At 56.3% G+C, this 15846-nt stretch carries 11 protein-coding genes and 1 pseudogene; 5 read left to right on the top strand and 7 right to left on the bottom strand.

Annotated features, from left to right (window positions below):
* Positions 1–105: 105 nt before the first annotated feature.
* The 4 genes from AC3RCE_RS21820 to AC3RCE_RS21835 form a co-directional block, all read right to left on the bottom strand.
* Positions 106–2805 (bottom strand): DEAD/DEAH box helicase, encoded by a 2700-nt coding sequence (locus AC3RCE_RS21820; protein WP_492253947.1) that lies wholly within the window; start codon positions 2803–2805, stop codon positions 106–108.
* Positions 2802–3806, bottom strand: a complete 1005-nt coding sequence (locus AC3RCE_RS21825) for a HamA C-terminal domain-containing protein (protein WP_492253948.1) — start codon at positions 3804–3806, stop codon at positions 2802–2804. Before AC3RCE_RS21825 ends, AC3RCE_RS21820 begins: the two co-directional genes overlap by 4 nt.
* A 211-nt stretch (positions 3807–4017) precedes the next feature.
* A complete protein-coding gene (locus AC3RCE_RS21830) occupies positions 4018–4374 on the bottom strand; it encodes a YkgJ family cysteine cluster protein (protein ID WP_492253949.1) in 357 nt (118 codons plus the stop codon).
* On the bottom strand, positions 4371–4607 hold the full coding sequence (locus AC3RCE_RS21835) for a hypothetical protein (RefSeq protein ID WP_492253950.1): 237 nt from the start codon (positions 4605–4607) through the stop codon (positions 4371–4373). Before AC3RCE_RS21835 ends, AC3RCE_RS21830 begins: the two co-directional genes overlap by 4 nt.
* Before the next feature lie 527 nt (positions 4608–5134).
* Between AC3RCE_RS21835 and AC3RCE_RS21840 the strand changes: the two genes are divergently transcribed.
* The 5 genes from AC3RCE_RS21840 to AC3RCE_RS21860 all read left to right on the top strand — a co-directional run bounded on the left by AC3RCE_RS21840 (position 5135) and on the right by AC3RCE_RS21860 (position 12342).
* Positions 5135–6238: a DUF4062 domain-containing protein gene (locus tag AC3RCE_RS21840; RefSeq protein ID WP_492253951.1), complete on the top strand. Its 1104-nt coding sequence runs from the start codon at positions 5135–5137 to the stop codon at positions 6236–6238.
* 36 nt (positions 6239–6274) lie between these two features.
* The gene (locus tag AC3RCE_RS21845; RefSeq protein WP_492253952.1) at positions 6275–8044 is read left to right on the top strand and encodes an alkaline phosphatase D family protein; all 1770 of its coding nucleotides are present in this window, start codon (positions 6275–6277) and stop codon (positions 8042–8044) included.
* A 119-nt stretch (positions 8045–8163) separates the two neighbouring features.
* Positions 8164–9093: a hypothetical protein gene (locus AC3RCE_RS21850; protein ID WP_492253953.1), complete on the top strand. Its 930-nt coding sequence runs from the start codon at positions 8164–8166 to the stop codon at positions 9091–9093.
* Positions 9094–9311: 218 nt separating this feature from the next.
* Entirely contained in the window at positions 9312–10718 is a 1407-nt protein-coding gene (locus AC3RCE_RS21855) for a hypothetical protein (RefSeq protein ID WP_492253954.1), read from the top strand.
* Positions 10687–12342 carry a hypothetical protein gene (locus tag AC3RCE_RS21860; protein ID WP_492253955.1) on the top strand — a complete coding sequence of 552 codons (1656 nt, stop codon included), beginning with the start codon at positions 10687–10689 and terminating at the stop codon, positions 12340–12342. The genes AC3RCE_RS21855 and AC3RCE_RS21860 overlap by 32 nt, the downstream gene beginning before the upstream one ends.
* Before the next feature lie 218 nt (positions 12343–12560).
* Here AC3RCE_RS21860 and AC3RCE_RS21865 read toward each other — a convergent pair.
* From AC3RCE_RS21865 to istA, 3 genes and pseudogenes are all read right to left on the bottom strand, one after another.
* Positions 12561–13360: pseudogene (locus tag AC3RCE_RS21865) on the bottom strand (IS3 family transposase); the annotation flags it as partial.
* Positions 13361–13489: 129 nt separating this feature from the next.
* Positions 13490–14293 carry an IS21-like element ISThsp10 family helper ATPase IstB gene (gene istB, locus AC3RCE_RS21870; RefSeq protein ID WP_492253781.1) on the bottom strand — a complete coding sequence of 268 codons (804 nt, stop codon included), beginning with the start codon at positions 14291–14293 and terminating at the stop codon, positions 13490–13492.
* Positions 14283–15809 carry an IS21 family transposase gene (istA, locus tag AC3RCE_RS21875; protein ID WP_492253782.1) on the bottom strand — a complete coding sequence of 509 codons (1527 nt, stop codon included), beginning with the start codon at positions 15807–15809 and terminating at the stop codon, positions 14283–14285. Before istA ends, istB begins: the two co-directional genes overlap by 11 nt.
* Positions 15810–15846: the final 37 nt, after the last annotated feature.

The following is a 15846-nucleotide window of genomic DNA, read 5'->3' on the forward strand; positions in this document are numbered from 1 at the left end:
CTACCGTGGGAGGACCACCCTGAAACCAGCGAGGATGAAATCCGTCGCCCCATCGATCGAATCGGGCGGCGACCTCAACGCAGCGGGTGCTGTCGTTCGCAAAGCCTATTCCGAGCGTCCGCTGTCGGCCAAGAAGCTGGCCTCCTGGACTGACAAAACCACGTCGGCCACCGAATCGGAGCGCAGCAGGTCTTTGGCTCTCAGCTCTGCGAGGATGAGACTGGACAGTTTCGACAGCATTTCCTCTGGCTGGGCTTGTATCCAGGCCTTCACTTTGTCCGGAGGCAGCGAAGAGTCAGTGATGAGGCCCGCAATCGCGGACGCGCTGATTCGGGACAGCCCGAACTCTACGAGCGACCTACCGGTCTTCGTTGACACCCCAAGCTCTAGCGCCAGTGAAAAGTCATATACCTGCGCAACCATCTCGGACCTTCCCTCTGCTTCAAGCGCGAACTTGAGAAGATCGACATAGGCTTTGGCCCATTGGACAAGTTTGAAGCGGATCGTCTGTTCGATGAGTGTGAACATCTCGCGAATGGCCGCATCCACGACAGCCTGCTCAGACTTAGATTTAGGGCCTTGCTTGGCAACGGAAACCCGGTACTTCACTGCCTCTCGGACCAACTTTGTGAGTGGGTCGCCTCGCATCCAACTGAGAGCGGTCACTGTAACGTGATTGACAAAGCCTCGGGCCCTTTTACCCTCATCACCACTGAGCGTAATCCTGCCAAGATGCTTGTACATGCGGCGAATGATGCTGTTGTACACGGCGTACGAGTCCGTCGCTGGATTGACAGGCATCAGCTTTTGAAATTCTCCCTTGCGGATCAGCTCTTTCTGTCTCTTCAAGAGACTGGCCAGCGCCACTGGATCGACCATCCAGCTGCTTGTCAGAACTGCCGGTGGTAGGCCAAGTTGCTTTACCGCAAGACCGGCACTGGCGGATAGCGTTGCCTTTTGATTTGGACTGAGCGAAAGGTTTGCTCTCCCAAGAAGCGCGTCGAGATTGCCCTGTGCTGCGCGGAAGAGCACCAGGCCAGCCGCAGCGGTCACCCGGTCTTCCACACGCTTGCGCATCTCGTCTGGCTGCGGTCGGCTTGCTCCCTCAAGGACATCGAGGATCTCGTCAAAGCTATCCTCAATCGTCTCCTTGAAGGCGACCTTTATCTCGAAGGGCTTGCGGGTGGTCAGCGGCTGCGTTTCCCAGTTCTCGTAGTTGACTAAGAAGACGTTGCCCACGACCTCCTCACCAAGGCGGCCCGCGCGTCCTGCGAAGTTCCACAACGCCGCCTCGTCCAGCGGATCGCCCTTTCCTCGGGTTGGGGTGTCGATGAACACATTCCTTGCAGGCAGGTTGACACCCTGGAACAGCGTTGTCGTGCAACAGAGATAGTCGAGATGTCCATCGCGAAAGCTCGCCTCGATCCCTTCGCGAAGAAGGCTTGGCATGTTGCCGTAGTGAAACGCTACGCCACGACGCACGAATCGCGCCAAGGAGTATTGCTTATGAACATGCTGCTCAATGAACTTAGCTAACTCCTTAAGGGGGGACGAGTCCCGGTCCTCGCGATTCAGCGCAATGAGCGCCGTCAGGTCTTCGGCGTTCTTTGCGCCGGTGGCATAAACGAGCGACCGTCCAGAGGAGCCAAATTCCTCCGCTACCGCAGCAAGCTTCGCGTCTTCAGTGAGGGCGAAGCCGCGCTCGAAGGTGTACGAACCGATGCGCTCGAGGCGCGTGGGAGTAACCAAGTCGAGTTCAACCAAATGTTCGTTCTCGATGGGGAACCGAACGCTGATGCGGTTCTGCACGACCGGCGACAGGCCGGTTTCCTTCACGTCCAGCTTCGAGAGTCCGACGCTATCCCCAACAAGCCCGAAACCGCTAGCACCAGGTGCGAGAAACAGGATGCGCGCCCCGGGGTTACTCGCATGAACCTTTTCCAAAGCATCCTGGAGGATCATGCCGCGGCTATCGTCGCCAATGGCTTGGGCCTCGTCGACAATGACTAAGTCGATCAGACCGCTTACGTCGACGGAAGACAACAATAGCTGAGCTCGTTCCTGCGTCAGCACGTAAATTTGCTTCGGCCGGTCCTCAGGATCCAGAACTGGAACCGTCGTCACCCGCAGCTTTTTGCTGACTGATGCCAGACGCTTTTCCAGCTTTCCTTGAATCTCCGCAAGTAGCGCGCGCGTGGGGGCTATGTAGAGCGCAACAAAGTGCTCGGCCGCGATGGCGCTTTCGCAGAGGTACTCCATGACGACGTACGACTTACCTGCTGACGTTGGAGCAGATATTGCCGTCGAGACCTTGGTTCGAAGGCTGTCCCACACTTCCAACTGGAACTCCGTGAGAGCCACTCGCTTACCGGCCATGTCTACAGAATTAAGCTCTCGCAATAGGGCGTTGCGGACGCGAGCCTGCAAGCCTTGAGTCTCGTACCCCACCCCCCGAAGCTTATTCAATCCTGGGAAGTTACCGAGGCCCGAGAGAATATGGACCGCAGCGTCATGAATGCCGGCATCGCTGGAGGCAAGGGACGCAAAGACGGCGATCTGTTGCGCTAGGTCACGACTCGACTCATCGGTTGCCTGCGCGAAGACACTTGCCGAATTCAGGAGCCTGATGAGAGCCTCGCCGTCCAGGTTTGGACCATTGACTGTGGTGCCCACTGAGAACGAATTGTCCACGTCCGTGGACAGCAGGGTGGAGCGAATTCCCACGGCTCGCAGCGAAGCAAGGTCAACCCAAAACGCGGGCTCTTGGCGAATATCGTGGGCGAGCTCAGATGCAAAGCTTTTCATTGATTGAGCTCCGCGAACACTCGCTTCAATTCATTAATGTCTGGAACAGCCACAAAGAAGACGATGCAGTTCCCTAAGTCGAGGCTCTTCGTCACGGCCTGCCGTTCAAGGTTCGCCTTGAATCGGTCATGCTTCTTCTTGTACTGTTTCTCTAGGTGCTCTTCGTGGATCGTAATGGGCTTCTCGTGGTCAACGGGCAGCCGATTCTGGTATGCCGACTCACTGAAAACCAAGCTCCCAACGTGCACGTCGCGCCGCTTCAAATGGTTTCCGTTTCCTTGATAGGCATTGAAGAATGACTTCGCGGCTTCCCGCTGCTCGCCGATCAGGGCGTCAAAGTTCGACAGGTCAGTAACTAACCTGAGTTCGTTGAGCTTCTTGGAACGGTCTGCCCGATAATCCGAAATCGACGCGACCATGTCCCTCGACGCATCGGTGGCATCCGGCATCACCTTCGACTCCAGAACGAAAAACGTGACCGTGCCGTCAGCGTTGGCTTTCACGTGCAAGCCATCGACGCCATGAACAGGCATGCCCTGGGACGTCTTCAGGGCCATCTTGGACCCTATCTGTGCGGCGCCGAGGTAGTGCACGGCGAGAGCGTACGAAAGCAGTTCCCCTAGTTCGCCGTACCGACCTTGATTGATCTTCTCGTACTCGATAAGCAGCCTTTTGGCTTCTCGGTACAACCGGACATGCATGACCGTGTTGCCCTGGGTCGCCGAGTTGCTACCGGCCGCGTTTGCCTGTTGGCGCTTGCTTAGCGGAATCGCGTAGTCCACCAGTAGATCGGTCAACAATTCGGCAAGCGCATCTAGTTCTGGTTCTTCTTGGCGAAACCTCAGAAAAAGCAGGCGAGGCTGTTCGAGTCGTGGGCTGGCGTCGACCTCCTTCAACACGTTGTCGAGCCCGTCAATCCGGTCTAGAAGCTTTCCAAACGCCGTGCTCGGTGCAGCTACCACTAGTGGTCCCCTATAGCTTTTTACTTGATTGTGGCGCATGGTCGCCGAGTCGCAAGGGTTTCAGCCCCATAGCATTAACCAGATTGACGATCGCGATTGACTGGCGGAGTAAGACCATGCTCAACGAGAGCGCAGCTCGACGACGCTTGCAACGTGTCACTAGCGGTCGCTCAAGCTTGGTCGCGTAGACGTCAGCAACCAGCCTGTAGTCGACGGCGGCAGTTTGCATTTTGTGAAATTGACCTCACGCTCACGCTGAAACATTCGGGAAAAAATCCCGAATATCTGCGAGTACCGAGTTTTTGCTTGCCGGTACCAGGGAGCCAAAAGCTTCCTCGATTCCCGCGTAATTCACCGCAGGCATCTGAACATCGTTCATCAGCTTCGGGTTGCACAGCTTGGCATCCTCGTCAAACGACGCATGATTTCGACAGACCAAGGGTCTTTCTGCATATGCTGAACAAGCAGAGTCAGCTTCTAGAAACGGGCAAGGAATGCCCGCGAAGGCGGTCACTTCGTGCTGGACGTTACTGAGCAATTTCTCTACTTTTCGTCGACTAGCGGCACCTATTCTGGCAGCCTCTCCGGTCGAGATTGTGATGTTCATATGGCAACAATCTGAACATCCCTTTTTGCACGCAACAAATGGCTCCCGGTACTCCTGACTGCATCTGCGATGCGATAAATCCGCTGCAGTTTGCTTCGACTTGATGCATTCATTGCGCGAATGACATCTGGAATGGCATCTTCCTCATCGCGCAATGCCTTTGGCAGCGCCTCGGAAAACGCGATTTGGCGCTGTGTAGCTGCGGCATTTCTTCTTCTGATCTCATCGTCCATATGCCCTCCTCTATCCATGAGCGATGGTAACAACTGCGCAAAATCACCAATCGGGAGATTTGAGTCTTGAAATTACTCTAGCGCAAAAAGTGCAGAACGTCTCCATCTTCCAAGCTCTGAAAAGTTTGCAGTGGCCCAGGCTCGGTCAGGGATTCTCAGCAGATTTCTACATCCTGAACGAACTGCCTCATGACACGGTTGCTTTCGGAATAACCTTTGTGGCAGCCAAAGGCCTGAGCGCCCGAAGCGAGAGAGTGCTTCGCGCGGGATCAGCTGCCCAGGCACTTTTCAAATGGGAGTTTGGTCGCAGTCGATCAGGCTTCTGGACGCTTCGGTGCTGGCCATGCTTGAAGTTGTGTAGCTGTCCGTGCCATGTTCTTCTTGATGAACTAGCGTTGAGATGGCAGCATCTTGCGAGAAGACAGTGAAATGACGCGTTTCCTCAACGCATTGGCTCAGCACCAGCAGCGCATCTCTTCAAGGGAATACCGTACTACCTCATGGCAACAAGTCGAAAACTTCGCGTAATGATCTCCAGCCGATGCGTAGATCTTTTTCCCGGTCAAGGAGGAACGCCACTAACTGACATACGGCGTCAGATCAAGAAGAGTATCGAGGCGGAAAAACTCTTTGGCGCAAAGGCTTTCGAAGTCTGGATCAATGAAGACGCTGAAGCTCTTGACCACGTGGAGAACAGCTGGGATGCCTGCCTGAAACAGGTCCAAGATTGTGACGTGCTGATCGTTCTCTACAACGGCCACGCTGGATGGGCAAGAGCAGCAGGTGACATCGGCATTTGCCACGCGGAGTACATAGAGGGCCTGAATACCTCAAGAAGCAAGGTTCGGCTGATAGAACTGCCCGCATGCGCAGCCACGAGCGATGTGGCTCAGACTGATCGGAATGATCGCTTCAAGGTATTCAAAGACAGCGAGTCACCATTTCGGGGCGGGGTAGTTCCTCAGGAAGTTCCGGCACTTGTCAACGAGGTTCACAAAGCACTGGTGGACGCTGTACTCGCACAGGCCCGCGAAGGTGGCAAAGGAACTGGAACGCTTCGTTCTGATTTGGGCGCGGCCTTGGAATGGAACAGGCTGGACTTCGCCGGACGGCGCGAGGTCATGCGTCATGTTGTCGGTGACGCCTTAGGGCAGCGGACTGGCTCGCAAACGACTGAAGTCGGCGTGGTTCTGCCCATTGACCAAAAACCGACTTTGATCAAAGTCGATGCGGTCCCTGCTGCGTTCACCATCGCAGCAGCAAGAGAACCCATCGGGAGGCCCCATCTTCAGGATCATCTTTCTGCCCACGCGCTGCAGAAGGTAGGAGGTCCTGTGCATCTCATCGCATGTCACCGGTCTGTGACCGAGACCCAGGCAACCAACTTGTTGGGGTTTCCAGATGCCACCGTGGTGAGCAGCCCCTTTGGTATCTATGTGGCTGACGAGATTCAGAAAATGCAGTTCGTCTTCTTGGCGAACTGCCGGGATCCAAGTCAGACGCGTCATGCGGTGCAGCGATTTTTGGATTGGCTGGAACAGTCAGGCGAAGGCAAGTACCTGGCCGAGCGGGCGCAGGCACGAGCGCGGATCGTCAAAGCCATTGCTCAAGAGCAGCGTCAGAAGGCTTGAAAGAAGTTCAACGAAAACCACGGAGGGATCACTTCAATGGCAACAAAAATTCTGCTTGGGCCCGTACTTTCGTTTCGGGGAGTCTCGCAAGGAAAGTGGAAAGTCAGTGCGCTCATCGGAATTGATGAGGGCGACAAAGCACCCAAAGTCATCGTCGATGGGAAGGCTGCGCCAAAGAGCAAGTTGTTGCTCAAACATGGAGGACGCCAATACCTGCGCTACGACCTGACAACGGATCAAGGGAATCAAGAGCGCAAGGTTGAGTACACGATTGGAGGCGTAGACGAGGTATGGCACTTCACTGTGCCAGGACAAAACTATGCACCTCGCATGGCCTATGTGTCGTGCAATGGCTTTTCGGACCCCAGCAGCATCCGCAAGCTGATCAAGGGTGAAAACGCCGTCTGGGCGGATCTGCTGTGCAACCACGACAAGCATGTGCGCCCTGCGGGCTACATGCTCGACAAGGAGCAGCTTTGGCATGAGTCGAGGACCCAAGACAAGAATCTACAGCGTTTCCACTTGCTGCTGATGGGAGGAGATCAGATCTACTTTGACTCTATCTGGGAAGACGTCAAGGAACTCAAGGGGTGGATTGGCCTACCCAGAGAGGAGCAGTTGGTATTCCCCATCGGCCCCGAGCTGGAGGCGAGGATTGAGGACTACTACCTCAACCTGTACGCTGACAGATGGCTACCCAAAGAGCGAGGCACTTGGGGTGGAGAGACAAAGCCGCTTGATGCGGCGCAGGCCATGGCGCGGACTCCCACAGTGATGATGTGGGATGACCACGATATCTTCGATGGGTGGGGTTCCTACAGCTGCGAGATGCAGCACAGTCCACTGTTTAAACGGCTCTTCCATCATGCACGTCGAGCATTCTGGGTATTCCAGATGCAGCATGCGGCTGACTGCCTCCCTGATCTTGAGCCGAGGGATGACGTTCAAGTCAGAGCGAACGATCCGCTCTTCAAAGAGATTGAGTGGAAGACAGTACTCAAAGGCGATGCTCTGGCCTTACCTCTACTGAACAAACAGCCGGGCTTCAGTTTCGCGCACGCTATAGGCCCGGTGCAGCTACTGGTTGCCGATCTGCGAACAGAACGCTCGCACGAGCAGGTACTGGGACCGGAAACATGGACTGCGCTGAAGGCCTGGCTCGAGCAGATTCCAGAGAACGGGCGCAAGCACCCCGGAGAAGGTTGCCAGCACCTGCTGTTTATGTCCTCCGTCCCGGTCGTTCACCCGAAGCTTTCGCTTGCGGAAGCGTTCCTCGACAACTTCGGTTCCGACCATGTGCTCGATAGCAGTGCAGATGATCTGAAAGATCACTGGACCCATGACGACCATGAGGGCGAACGCCTGCGTCTGCTCGAAACCCTGTTCGCGACCGCAAAGGCTAAGCAACTCAGAGTGGCCATCGTCTCAGGGGACGTGCATGTGGCGGCTCACGGAGTCGCTTACCGCAAAGACGTAGGCCCGCAAGACAACTGGGCACAGATTCAGCAGTTCACATCGACAGCGGTGGTGCACCCGTCGCTGGTGTCTGTGGCCGAGCGACTGTTCTTTCATGTCCTAGATAACGTGGGCCGGATCACGCAGAACTTGAACGTCAACACCAGTGCAGAGATGCTGATCTTCCCGCAGTCGAACAGGCGGGTATTGGCTGCCCGGAACTGGCTTGCTCTCGAGCTGGATATTGGTGGGGCCAATGCCGCTGGCTCAAAACTCTGGGCCACTTGGCGGTGCGAAACGAAAGATGGGGTGTCGAATCACCTAATGGCGGTGGAACCAACGAGTTGTTAGCGCTGCATTGCCACGTTGGGCCTCTCAGCCGAGACGGCTACCACAAGCGTCTTATTTTTCCGTCATTGTTGGGGCGATTTCATATGAGTTGCCGCTGCCGTCGTACAAGGAGTTTGCCTATGAGCCGCATTTCCACTGGATTGATCGCAGCCGCGCTGGCGTCTGCAATTGTGCCGAACAGCGCAAATGCTGCTGACTGCGCCGGCACTGCGATTTCCGAGCTAGGAGGGGTGAGTCGTGCTTGGGTGCTATCGGATGGAGGTATCGCAGCCCTTGCGAAGATGAACATTAACGTTGACGGCTATAAGCGCGCCTACCATCCGAAGAACGCGGAAGCTGGAGCACTAATTCACTTATGCAATGCTGGCGAAGTTTTCTTGGCCGATGGTACTTCGTACCAAGGTTCTGAGAGCAACGCTACTTGTACCGGGCGCTTCATGACCGACGTGGCGCGCATCGGCGCTGCAGGCTGGAAGAACCCTTCTGTAGGAGCAGTCAACTGGTACGGGATCTTGGGTAGCGATTCGGTGAGAATCGCAGGGCGCAAGGTGAAGTCCGTTGTGCCCGTCGCTCAAACCGATGGCTCGGGATTCTTTGTTTCACCCACAGCGCTTGCCGATTCGGCCATCGAGGATCGCGCTGATCAGTCGCGTTATGTCAATGCATTGCGCGTGCCAGCAGCTGTAGTACCTAAGAGCGTACTGTCCCGCGGCATCGAAATAGGGAGCTTCGGTGTTGCCTATGATTTGAACAAAAAAATCGCAGTCCCGTTCGTGGTCGGGGATTTAGGGCCCCGAATAGGCGAAGGAAGTGTTGCGCTCGCGCGCCTAGTAGCCGGACAGCCGCTCAAGCCCGAAATCCCCAGGAGCGAGCGCTTCGTAGGTCAAGTCGACAAACCGATAATTTTGTGGGTCTTCTTCAAAAATCCTCCGGAGAAGTTCGACAGCAAAAACGAGGAAGCAACGGTTGCGAGAGCCAATGCTGCCTACAGCGCATGGGGTGGCGATGATCGCCTTGCTGCTTGCACAAAAGCGGTTCCTCGCAATTGAAGCGAGACTATTCATGCGCAATTAGCCTCCGTTTTGGTTTTGCTCCTCACTGAGTCCCACACTCAGTGTACGTCGGTATGTTGATGCACTTGGGCTCCTGTAGGGCAATTGATTGGTTGAGTTCCCCGTCCATTTTTACTAGTCTCTCGTCAGCTCAGAATTTCCCGACGACAACCACAGCGTCGGGTCTGCGAATTCCAGCTTGGAGGGACGCGAAAATGTCGGTCAAGACTATCAGCATGTGCATTGCAACCGTAGTCGCACTCCTGTTCCACCCAGAAGCGCGCAGCGCGCAATGCAATCATCGCAGCGGATTCATTCCTGAACAGCCTCCTCCGCCTGCGGACGACACCATTGTCAAGACTGAGGCATCTGAGCAGATCAACCAGCGACATAGCAAGTACGACCGCCAGACGTTGATTCTTGACTTGGGAAAAGACTTAGATTCGCTCATCGGCATGGTAGGTCGGTATTCGCGAGATGTTGGAGTTCTCGGCGTGAGGCTTGAGAACGTCCCAGACTATGACAGTGCGAAACATTGCAATCGGATCACCATGCGGGTTTACAAGCCGCGAATCGAACGTCTAGCCAACGGCCGCTTGCTGGCGAGTGTTGATGACGGCCGTTTCAACACTGAGTTTGGTCAAGATGCTCGCAGAAGGCCGTGGAAAATGGACGGCGACGCGTCGGGCCGCTTTATTTGGATCTTTCCAGCGTTGTTTGGCGGGGGATTTGATGAGCCATGGTCATTGGCGAAAAGCTATGACGCGGCCTATCGCCAGACGACGAATGTTGATCAGAAGCGGTGGATCGCGGAAGCATGGATCAATCTAGCTCTTCGCACCTACCGCAACCGAGAACTTGTCTCGGAGTTCCCGAAAGGTCGTCGACCGACTCGCGCTGATTTGAGCGCAACCTTCAAACGCGAAGCCAACCTGAATTGCACCAATACATCCCACGACTTGGCATGCGTGGCAGCCGAATTGATCGAAGAGAACGAAGCTGCACCACCTGGTGACGAACTGGCCCGCGAGGCTTTTCACACGGGCGATGCCCTTTACTTGAATTCAGGGGTTAGCACTGGATTGAGGCAACTCGATTTTGGCACGAACAATGAACAGGCTAACCAACTCGTTGCGCGACTGATGCCATCAACGCTAGGCACGATGAAACCGAAAACCGCATATCGAACGCCTGTGCGTCGTTGGGATGTGGATCAGTTAAATCAATGGTATGCCGTGGTGGGACGAGCAGCGAATGAAGAGCTTTCGCGTATTGAGGCAAAAGAACTCCTGCTAGCGTCGCACGCCCTCTATGTTGACGCCAACACAAAAACCTGGGAGAAGCGTTTGTCTGCGAGATATCCACATTGGAGTAAGGATGAACGCACCGCTTTGGGAGTCCTGGCGGTCGACTTGGAGAACGTAAGTGGTTATTCCATCAGCCTGCCCAGCAACGTGACAACGATATGTGAAGTGCTGCTCGATCGTGCTGGTGGGGTAGATGGCAACAAGCGGACCAACCGATCCGTATCCACCTCACATGAAAGGCGCATGGTCAATGGAGCGCGGCTGATTCGAGAGAGATTTCCAAATGTCGCCCATCAATGGCCATGCAAGATCTAAGAAATACGAACTGGGGGAGACAGAAATGTTCAAACTAACCGCACTTACTTTGGCGCTCGGAGTAGCTTGCACAACCTCCTTCGCACAAACCGAAGGGGAGCAGGAATTGCTTTCCCGCCTGCCAGCAAAGGTGGGTAAGACCAACTCCGCGGAGGTCAGCGCGCGCGAGTATGCATCGCAGTTCGATGTCACTGCCCGGCTACGCGCGAATAAGCTTGATTTGGGAGACCAATACTGGAGATTGAAAATTCCTTGCACAGATTCCGCCCGGCTATCTATAGAGCAGAACAGTGCGCTGGAAAGTTTCATGAAGCAGTATGTCTACAGCAAAACTCAGGAGAGCGTCATAACCCTCGGTGCTGGGGCAGCAGGTCAAACTGTCTCTCCGATCCCGGTGTTTGCAGGTATTAAGGACGGCGGGCAGTATCGACAGCGCATTCTCAAGGAAACATGTAGTGTTTCTCCTTATTTCACGAGGTCTACGTTAGGCAACAATTTTGTGAAGGTCGCAGTAAAGTTCACCGAAGTGGCTAGCGTATCTATTCTCGACACGCTAGTTGCCGCTGGCACCCTCCTCGCGCCTCTGTATACCGGCCCCTATGGTGCAGCCGTCACCGCGCTTACGTCAGCAGGCGCAAAAAAGTCAGCAATTGAAGCCGACAAGAGACTTGCAGATCTGCTGAGTGGAAAAGACTCTGCCTCGGAAACGATAGAGATCAACCCGGAAATCCACTCAGCCATTGACTTCGTGTCCCGTGACGCTCGGGGCGCTAGTGTGGTTCTTACGGTAGATGTACAAACTCGCGCAAGTCTGCTGACTACCGATGGAAGCGTTATGTCGTTGGACAAGCCCCTGGTCAGCGAGCTAGGTTCGCTAGAAATCAGGCGTCGCGAAGTTGGTGGTGTCTCCGTCGGTGAACTTGGGGGGCCTGCAAACCCTAAGCTCTCTACGACGATTGACTTCGAGGCCTATTGCTTTGACATGCTGAGCAGCCTGGGAAAACATGGTCTCAACATCTATGACTCAGCCGTACTCACGCTTATAGCTCTACAGACTCGCCAGTGGAACGCTGATGTCCAATTTAGAGATGCGAATAATCCGCGCTGCGAAAATACTCTTCGCGAAGCACTTGCACTTACGCCAAAGTTGGCCGCATCCATCAGCAGCTATGAAGACCTTAACCGCCTTCGAAATCAGAAGGTCCAGGGAACAGGAAAAGAGAACTTTGATCGGATTGCGCGGCTGCTTCAGGGCGGCATTTCTGAGGCAGAAGTCCCAAACTACCTCACGTCAAGTGTGCTTGTGGTCAATGACAGCAAAAACCAGCTACTGCAACAAAAACTTGAACTGAAGACCGGAGCATCGACAGAGATGATGAGTAGTGACATCTATTCGATACTCGCATCAGCCAAGAACGAAAAATGGATGACATACCGTGCAAATCCTGGTCGGTGCATGAACCCGTCAGGCAAGGAACTGCATATCGCCTACAACCGGTGCTTCTTAGTATTTGAAGAAGGCAAGCCCACTTCTCCAGTGTCAATCCATGTCACGTTGACCGACTCCCGAGAGGAGAAAGGCGTACGGATTGTAGGCATTGTCTTTCGAGATCTCGATCTCTGATTCTTTCCACATTTGAATCGCCTACATGGTCCGCCCAAGAAGAACAAGCTTCTAAGTCGTGATGGTCTGAAGAGTTTGCTGCCTTACATTCGGGTTGTTGGTGCAGCGGTTGCTGCGGCCCATGATGGCTATTCGTGGCTGGGGTATCTATCTCCGGGAGGTGCTGAAGGTACTGGCATTCATCGGGAAGGGCGTGCGGATAAAAACTTGGACTGGTTTTATGCCGCAAGTCCAAGACTCACCCGATATTCGATCGGGCTGAGGGCCCCCAGGGAGATCTTGATCCGCTTCTCGTTGTACCAGCGGATGTACGAGTCGACCACTTCAATGAACTGCTCGAGGGTCGTGCCCTTCCAGTCCCGAGGATAGAACAGCTCATTCTTTAGCCGCCCGAAGAAGCCCTCGCAAGCAGCGTTGTCAGGAGAGCAGGCCTTGCGGGACATGGAGCGGATGAGCTTGGCATCGCTCATTCTAGATAGCCAGACAGGCCAGCGGTAGTGACCACCGCGGTCAGAGTGGACCACTGGTCGGGCGCCTGTTTCAGTCACCGTCTCAATAGCTGCATCCAGCATGGTGCGACCAGCTGTGCATCAGGGCTCGTACCAATGGTCCAGCTCACACTACCATGCCATCGAAGCAGTCGATGATGGGCGACAGGCACACCTTGCCTGCTGGGATCTGGAACTCTGTGATGTCGGTCAGCCATTTCTCGTTGGGCGCTGCAGCCTGGAAGTATCGGTTGACGATGTTCTCCGGCGCCGGGCTGATCTCGCCAAGGTAGGACGCGTACCGGCGCCGCTTGGGCTTTGCAACGACCAGGCTCTCTTGCTTCATCAGGCGCTACACCACCTTCTCTGAGATGGAGACGTCTTGCCTGGTCAGCGAGGCCTGTAGCCTGCGATAGCCATAGCAGCGGTTGTTCGACTCAAAGATGTCGGTGATCGCACGACGTGCAGAGAGGTACTTGTCGCCCACCGCGTGCAAGACCTAACTGTGCAAGGAGCTCTGGCAAGCCATAGTGCTGCGTATTCCAGGCGCGCCTGAACACTGAGTCCATTTCGATCTAACCACTCCTGTTGATTTCCATCCAACCGTAACCCACCATTTCCATCTCGATCTGACCCACCCTTGTTCGTGAACTTCACGCTCACGTTGTGGATAAGTTCTTGGCTATCTTCTCCTTCTTGGTGGTCTGTGGTGGTTGCTGTGCGGAGCTGTTCTTGAACCGGTAGCTGTCGTTGCCGGTTTCCAGAATATGGCAGTGATGCGTGAGTCGGTCCAGCAGCGCCGTGGTCATCTTGGCATCGCCGAACACGTTGGCCCACTCGCTAAAGCTCAGGTTGGTGGTGATCACGACGCTGGTGCGCTCGTACAGCTTGGACAGCAGGTGGAACAGCAAGGCTCCTCCTGACGTACTGAACGGCAGGTAGCCCAGCTCATCCAGGATCACCAGGTCAGCATAGGCCAGGCGGTGCGCGATCTGCCCCGGCTTGCCCTGGGCCTTCTCCTCTTCCAGTGCATTGACCAGCTCCACCGTGGAGAAGAACCGCACCCTGCGGTGATGGTGCTCAATGGCTTGCACCCCGAGGGCCGTGGCAATGTGGGTCTTGCCCGTACCCGGTCCACCCACCAGCACCACGTTGTTGGCGTTCTCCAAGAATTCGCAGCGGTGCAACTGGCGTACCAGTGCCTCGTTCACCTCGCTGTGGCTGAAGTCAAAGCCCGCCATGTCCCGGTACGCAGGGAACCTGGCCACCTTGAGCTGGTAGGCCACAGAGCGCACTTCGCGCTCGGCGGTCTCGGCCTTGAGCAGTTGGGACAGGATGGGCTGCGCCGCATCGAAGGCCGGTGCACCTTGCTCAGCCAGTTCCGCAACCGCCTGGGCCATGCCGTGCATCTTGAGCTCGCGCAGCATGATCACGATGGAAGCGATGGCAGGGTCATGACGCATAGCGCACCTCCCTCAATTGGTCGTAGCGAAGCACATTGGCCTGGGGTTCCACCGCCAGCTTGAGGGCCTGCGGCGACGTGACCGGTGCTGGAGCGGGCTTGCCGTCCAGCAGGCGGTGCAGCACGTTCAGGATGTGCGTCTTGCTGGCAGCCCCTGACTCCAGTGCCAACTCCACTGCAGCGAGCACAGCCTGTTCATCGTGGTGCAGCACCAGTGCCAGTACCTCCACCATCTCCCGGTCGCCGCCGGTTTGCTTGAGCAAGGTGGCTTGCAGTCGCTTGAAGGCCGCTGGCAGCTCCAGGAATGGGGCGCCGTTGCGCAAAGCTCCTGGTTTGCGCTGCAGCACCGCCAAGTAGTGGCGCCAGTCGTACACGGTCTGTCCCGCACCATGGTGGTTACGCTCGATCAGGCGCTGATGCTCGCACACGATCTGGCCTTCGGCGGCAATCACCAAGCGATCCGCATAGACCCGCAGGCTCACCGGCCGATTGGCATACGGCGCCGGCACGCTGTAGCGATTGCGCTCGAAGTGGACAAGGCAGGTGGGTGAGACGCGCTTGGTGTTCTCCACAAAGCCATCGAAGGGCCGGGGCATTGGCATCAAGGCGGGCTTCTCTTGAGCCCAGACATCCGCGACGGTGCCCGGCAGCTTGCCGTGCTCGATCTCGTGCCACAGCGCCACGCAGCGCTCTTCAAGCCAGGCATTGAGATCGGGCAGGCTTGGGAATGGCGGCACCACTTGCCACAGGCGATGGCGGGCATCGCGCACGTTCTTCTCCACCTGGCCCTTCTCCCAGCCCGACGCGGGATTGCAGAACTCGGCCTCGAACAGGAAGTGGCTGACCATGGCCGCAAAGCGCGCATTGACGTCGCGCTCCTTGCCACGGCGCACCCGGTCTACAGCGGTGCGCATGTTGTCGTAGATGCCACGGCGGGGCACGCCACCCAGGACCACGAACGCATGGTTGTGGGCATCGAACAGCATCTCGTGCGTCTGCAGCGGATAGGCGCGCAGGTAGAACGCTCGGCTGTGGCTGAGCTTGAAGTGGGCTACCTGCAGCTTGGTGCGCACGCCGGCGAGAACAGCCCAGTCCTCGCTCCAGTCGAACTGGAAGGCCTCACCCGGGCCAAAGGTCAGCGGAACGAAGGTACCTCGGCCGGTGGTCTGCTGTGCAACCAGGCGCTGCTCGTGCCAGAGGCGCGCAAAGGCCGCCACACGGTTGTAGGAGCCGCCATAACCGAGCGCCTGCAGATCCACGTACATCTGCTTGACGGTGCGCCGCTGCTTGCGGGATCGGCCAGCCTCCGTCTTGAGCCAGCCGGCGAGCTTCAAGGCGAAGGGATCGAGCTTGGATGGACTGACTCGCTTGGCATAGTGCGGCTCGGCCTCGCCTGCGCGCAGGTACTTGCGGATGGTGTTGCGCGAGAGGCCCGTGCGGCGGGCGATCTCCCTGATGGACAGCTGCTCTCGCAGGGCCCAGCGCCTGATGACACTCAGTGTTGCCACGTCTATCACTCCTGGTCTCCTGCTGCTCAACAAAGCAGCAGGTTAG

The sequence above is a fragment of the Acidovorax sp. GW823-FHT05D11 genome (assembly GCF_058795695.1).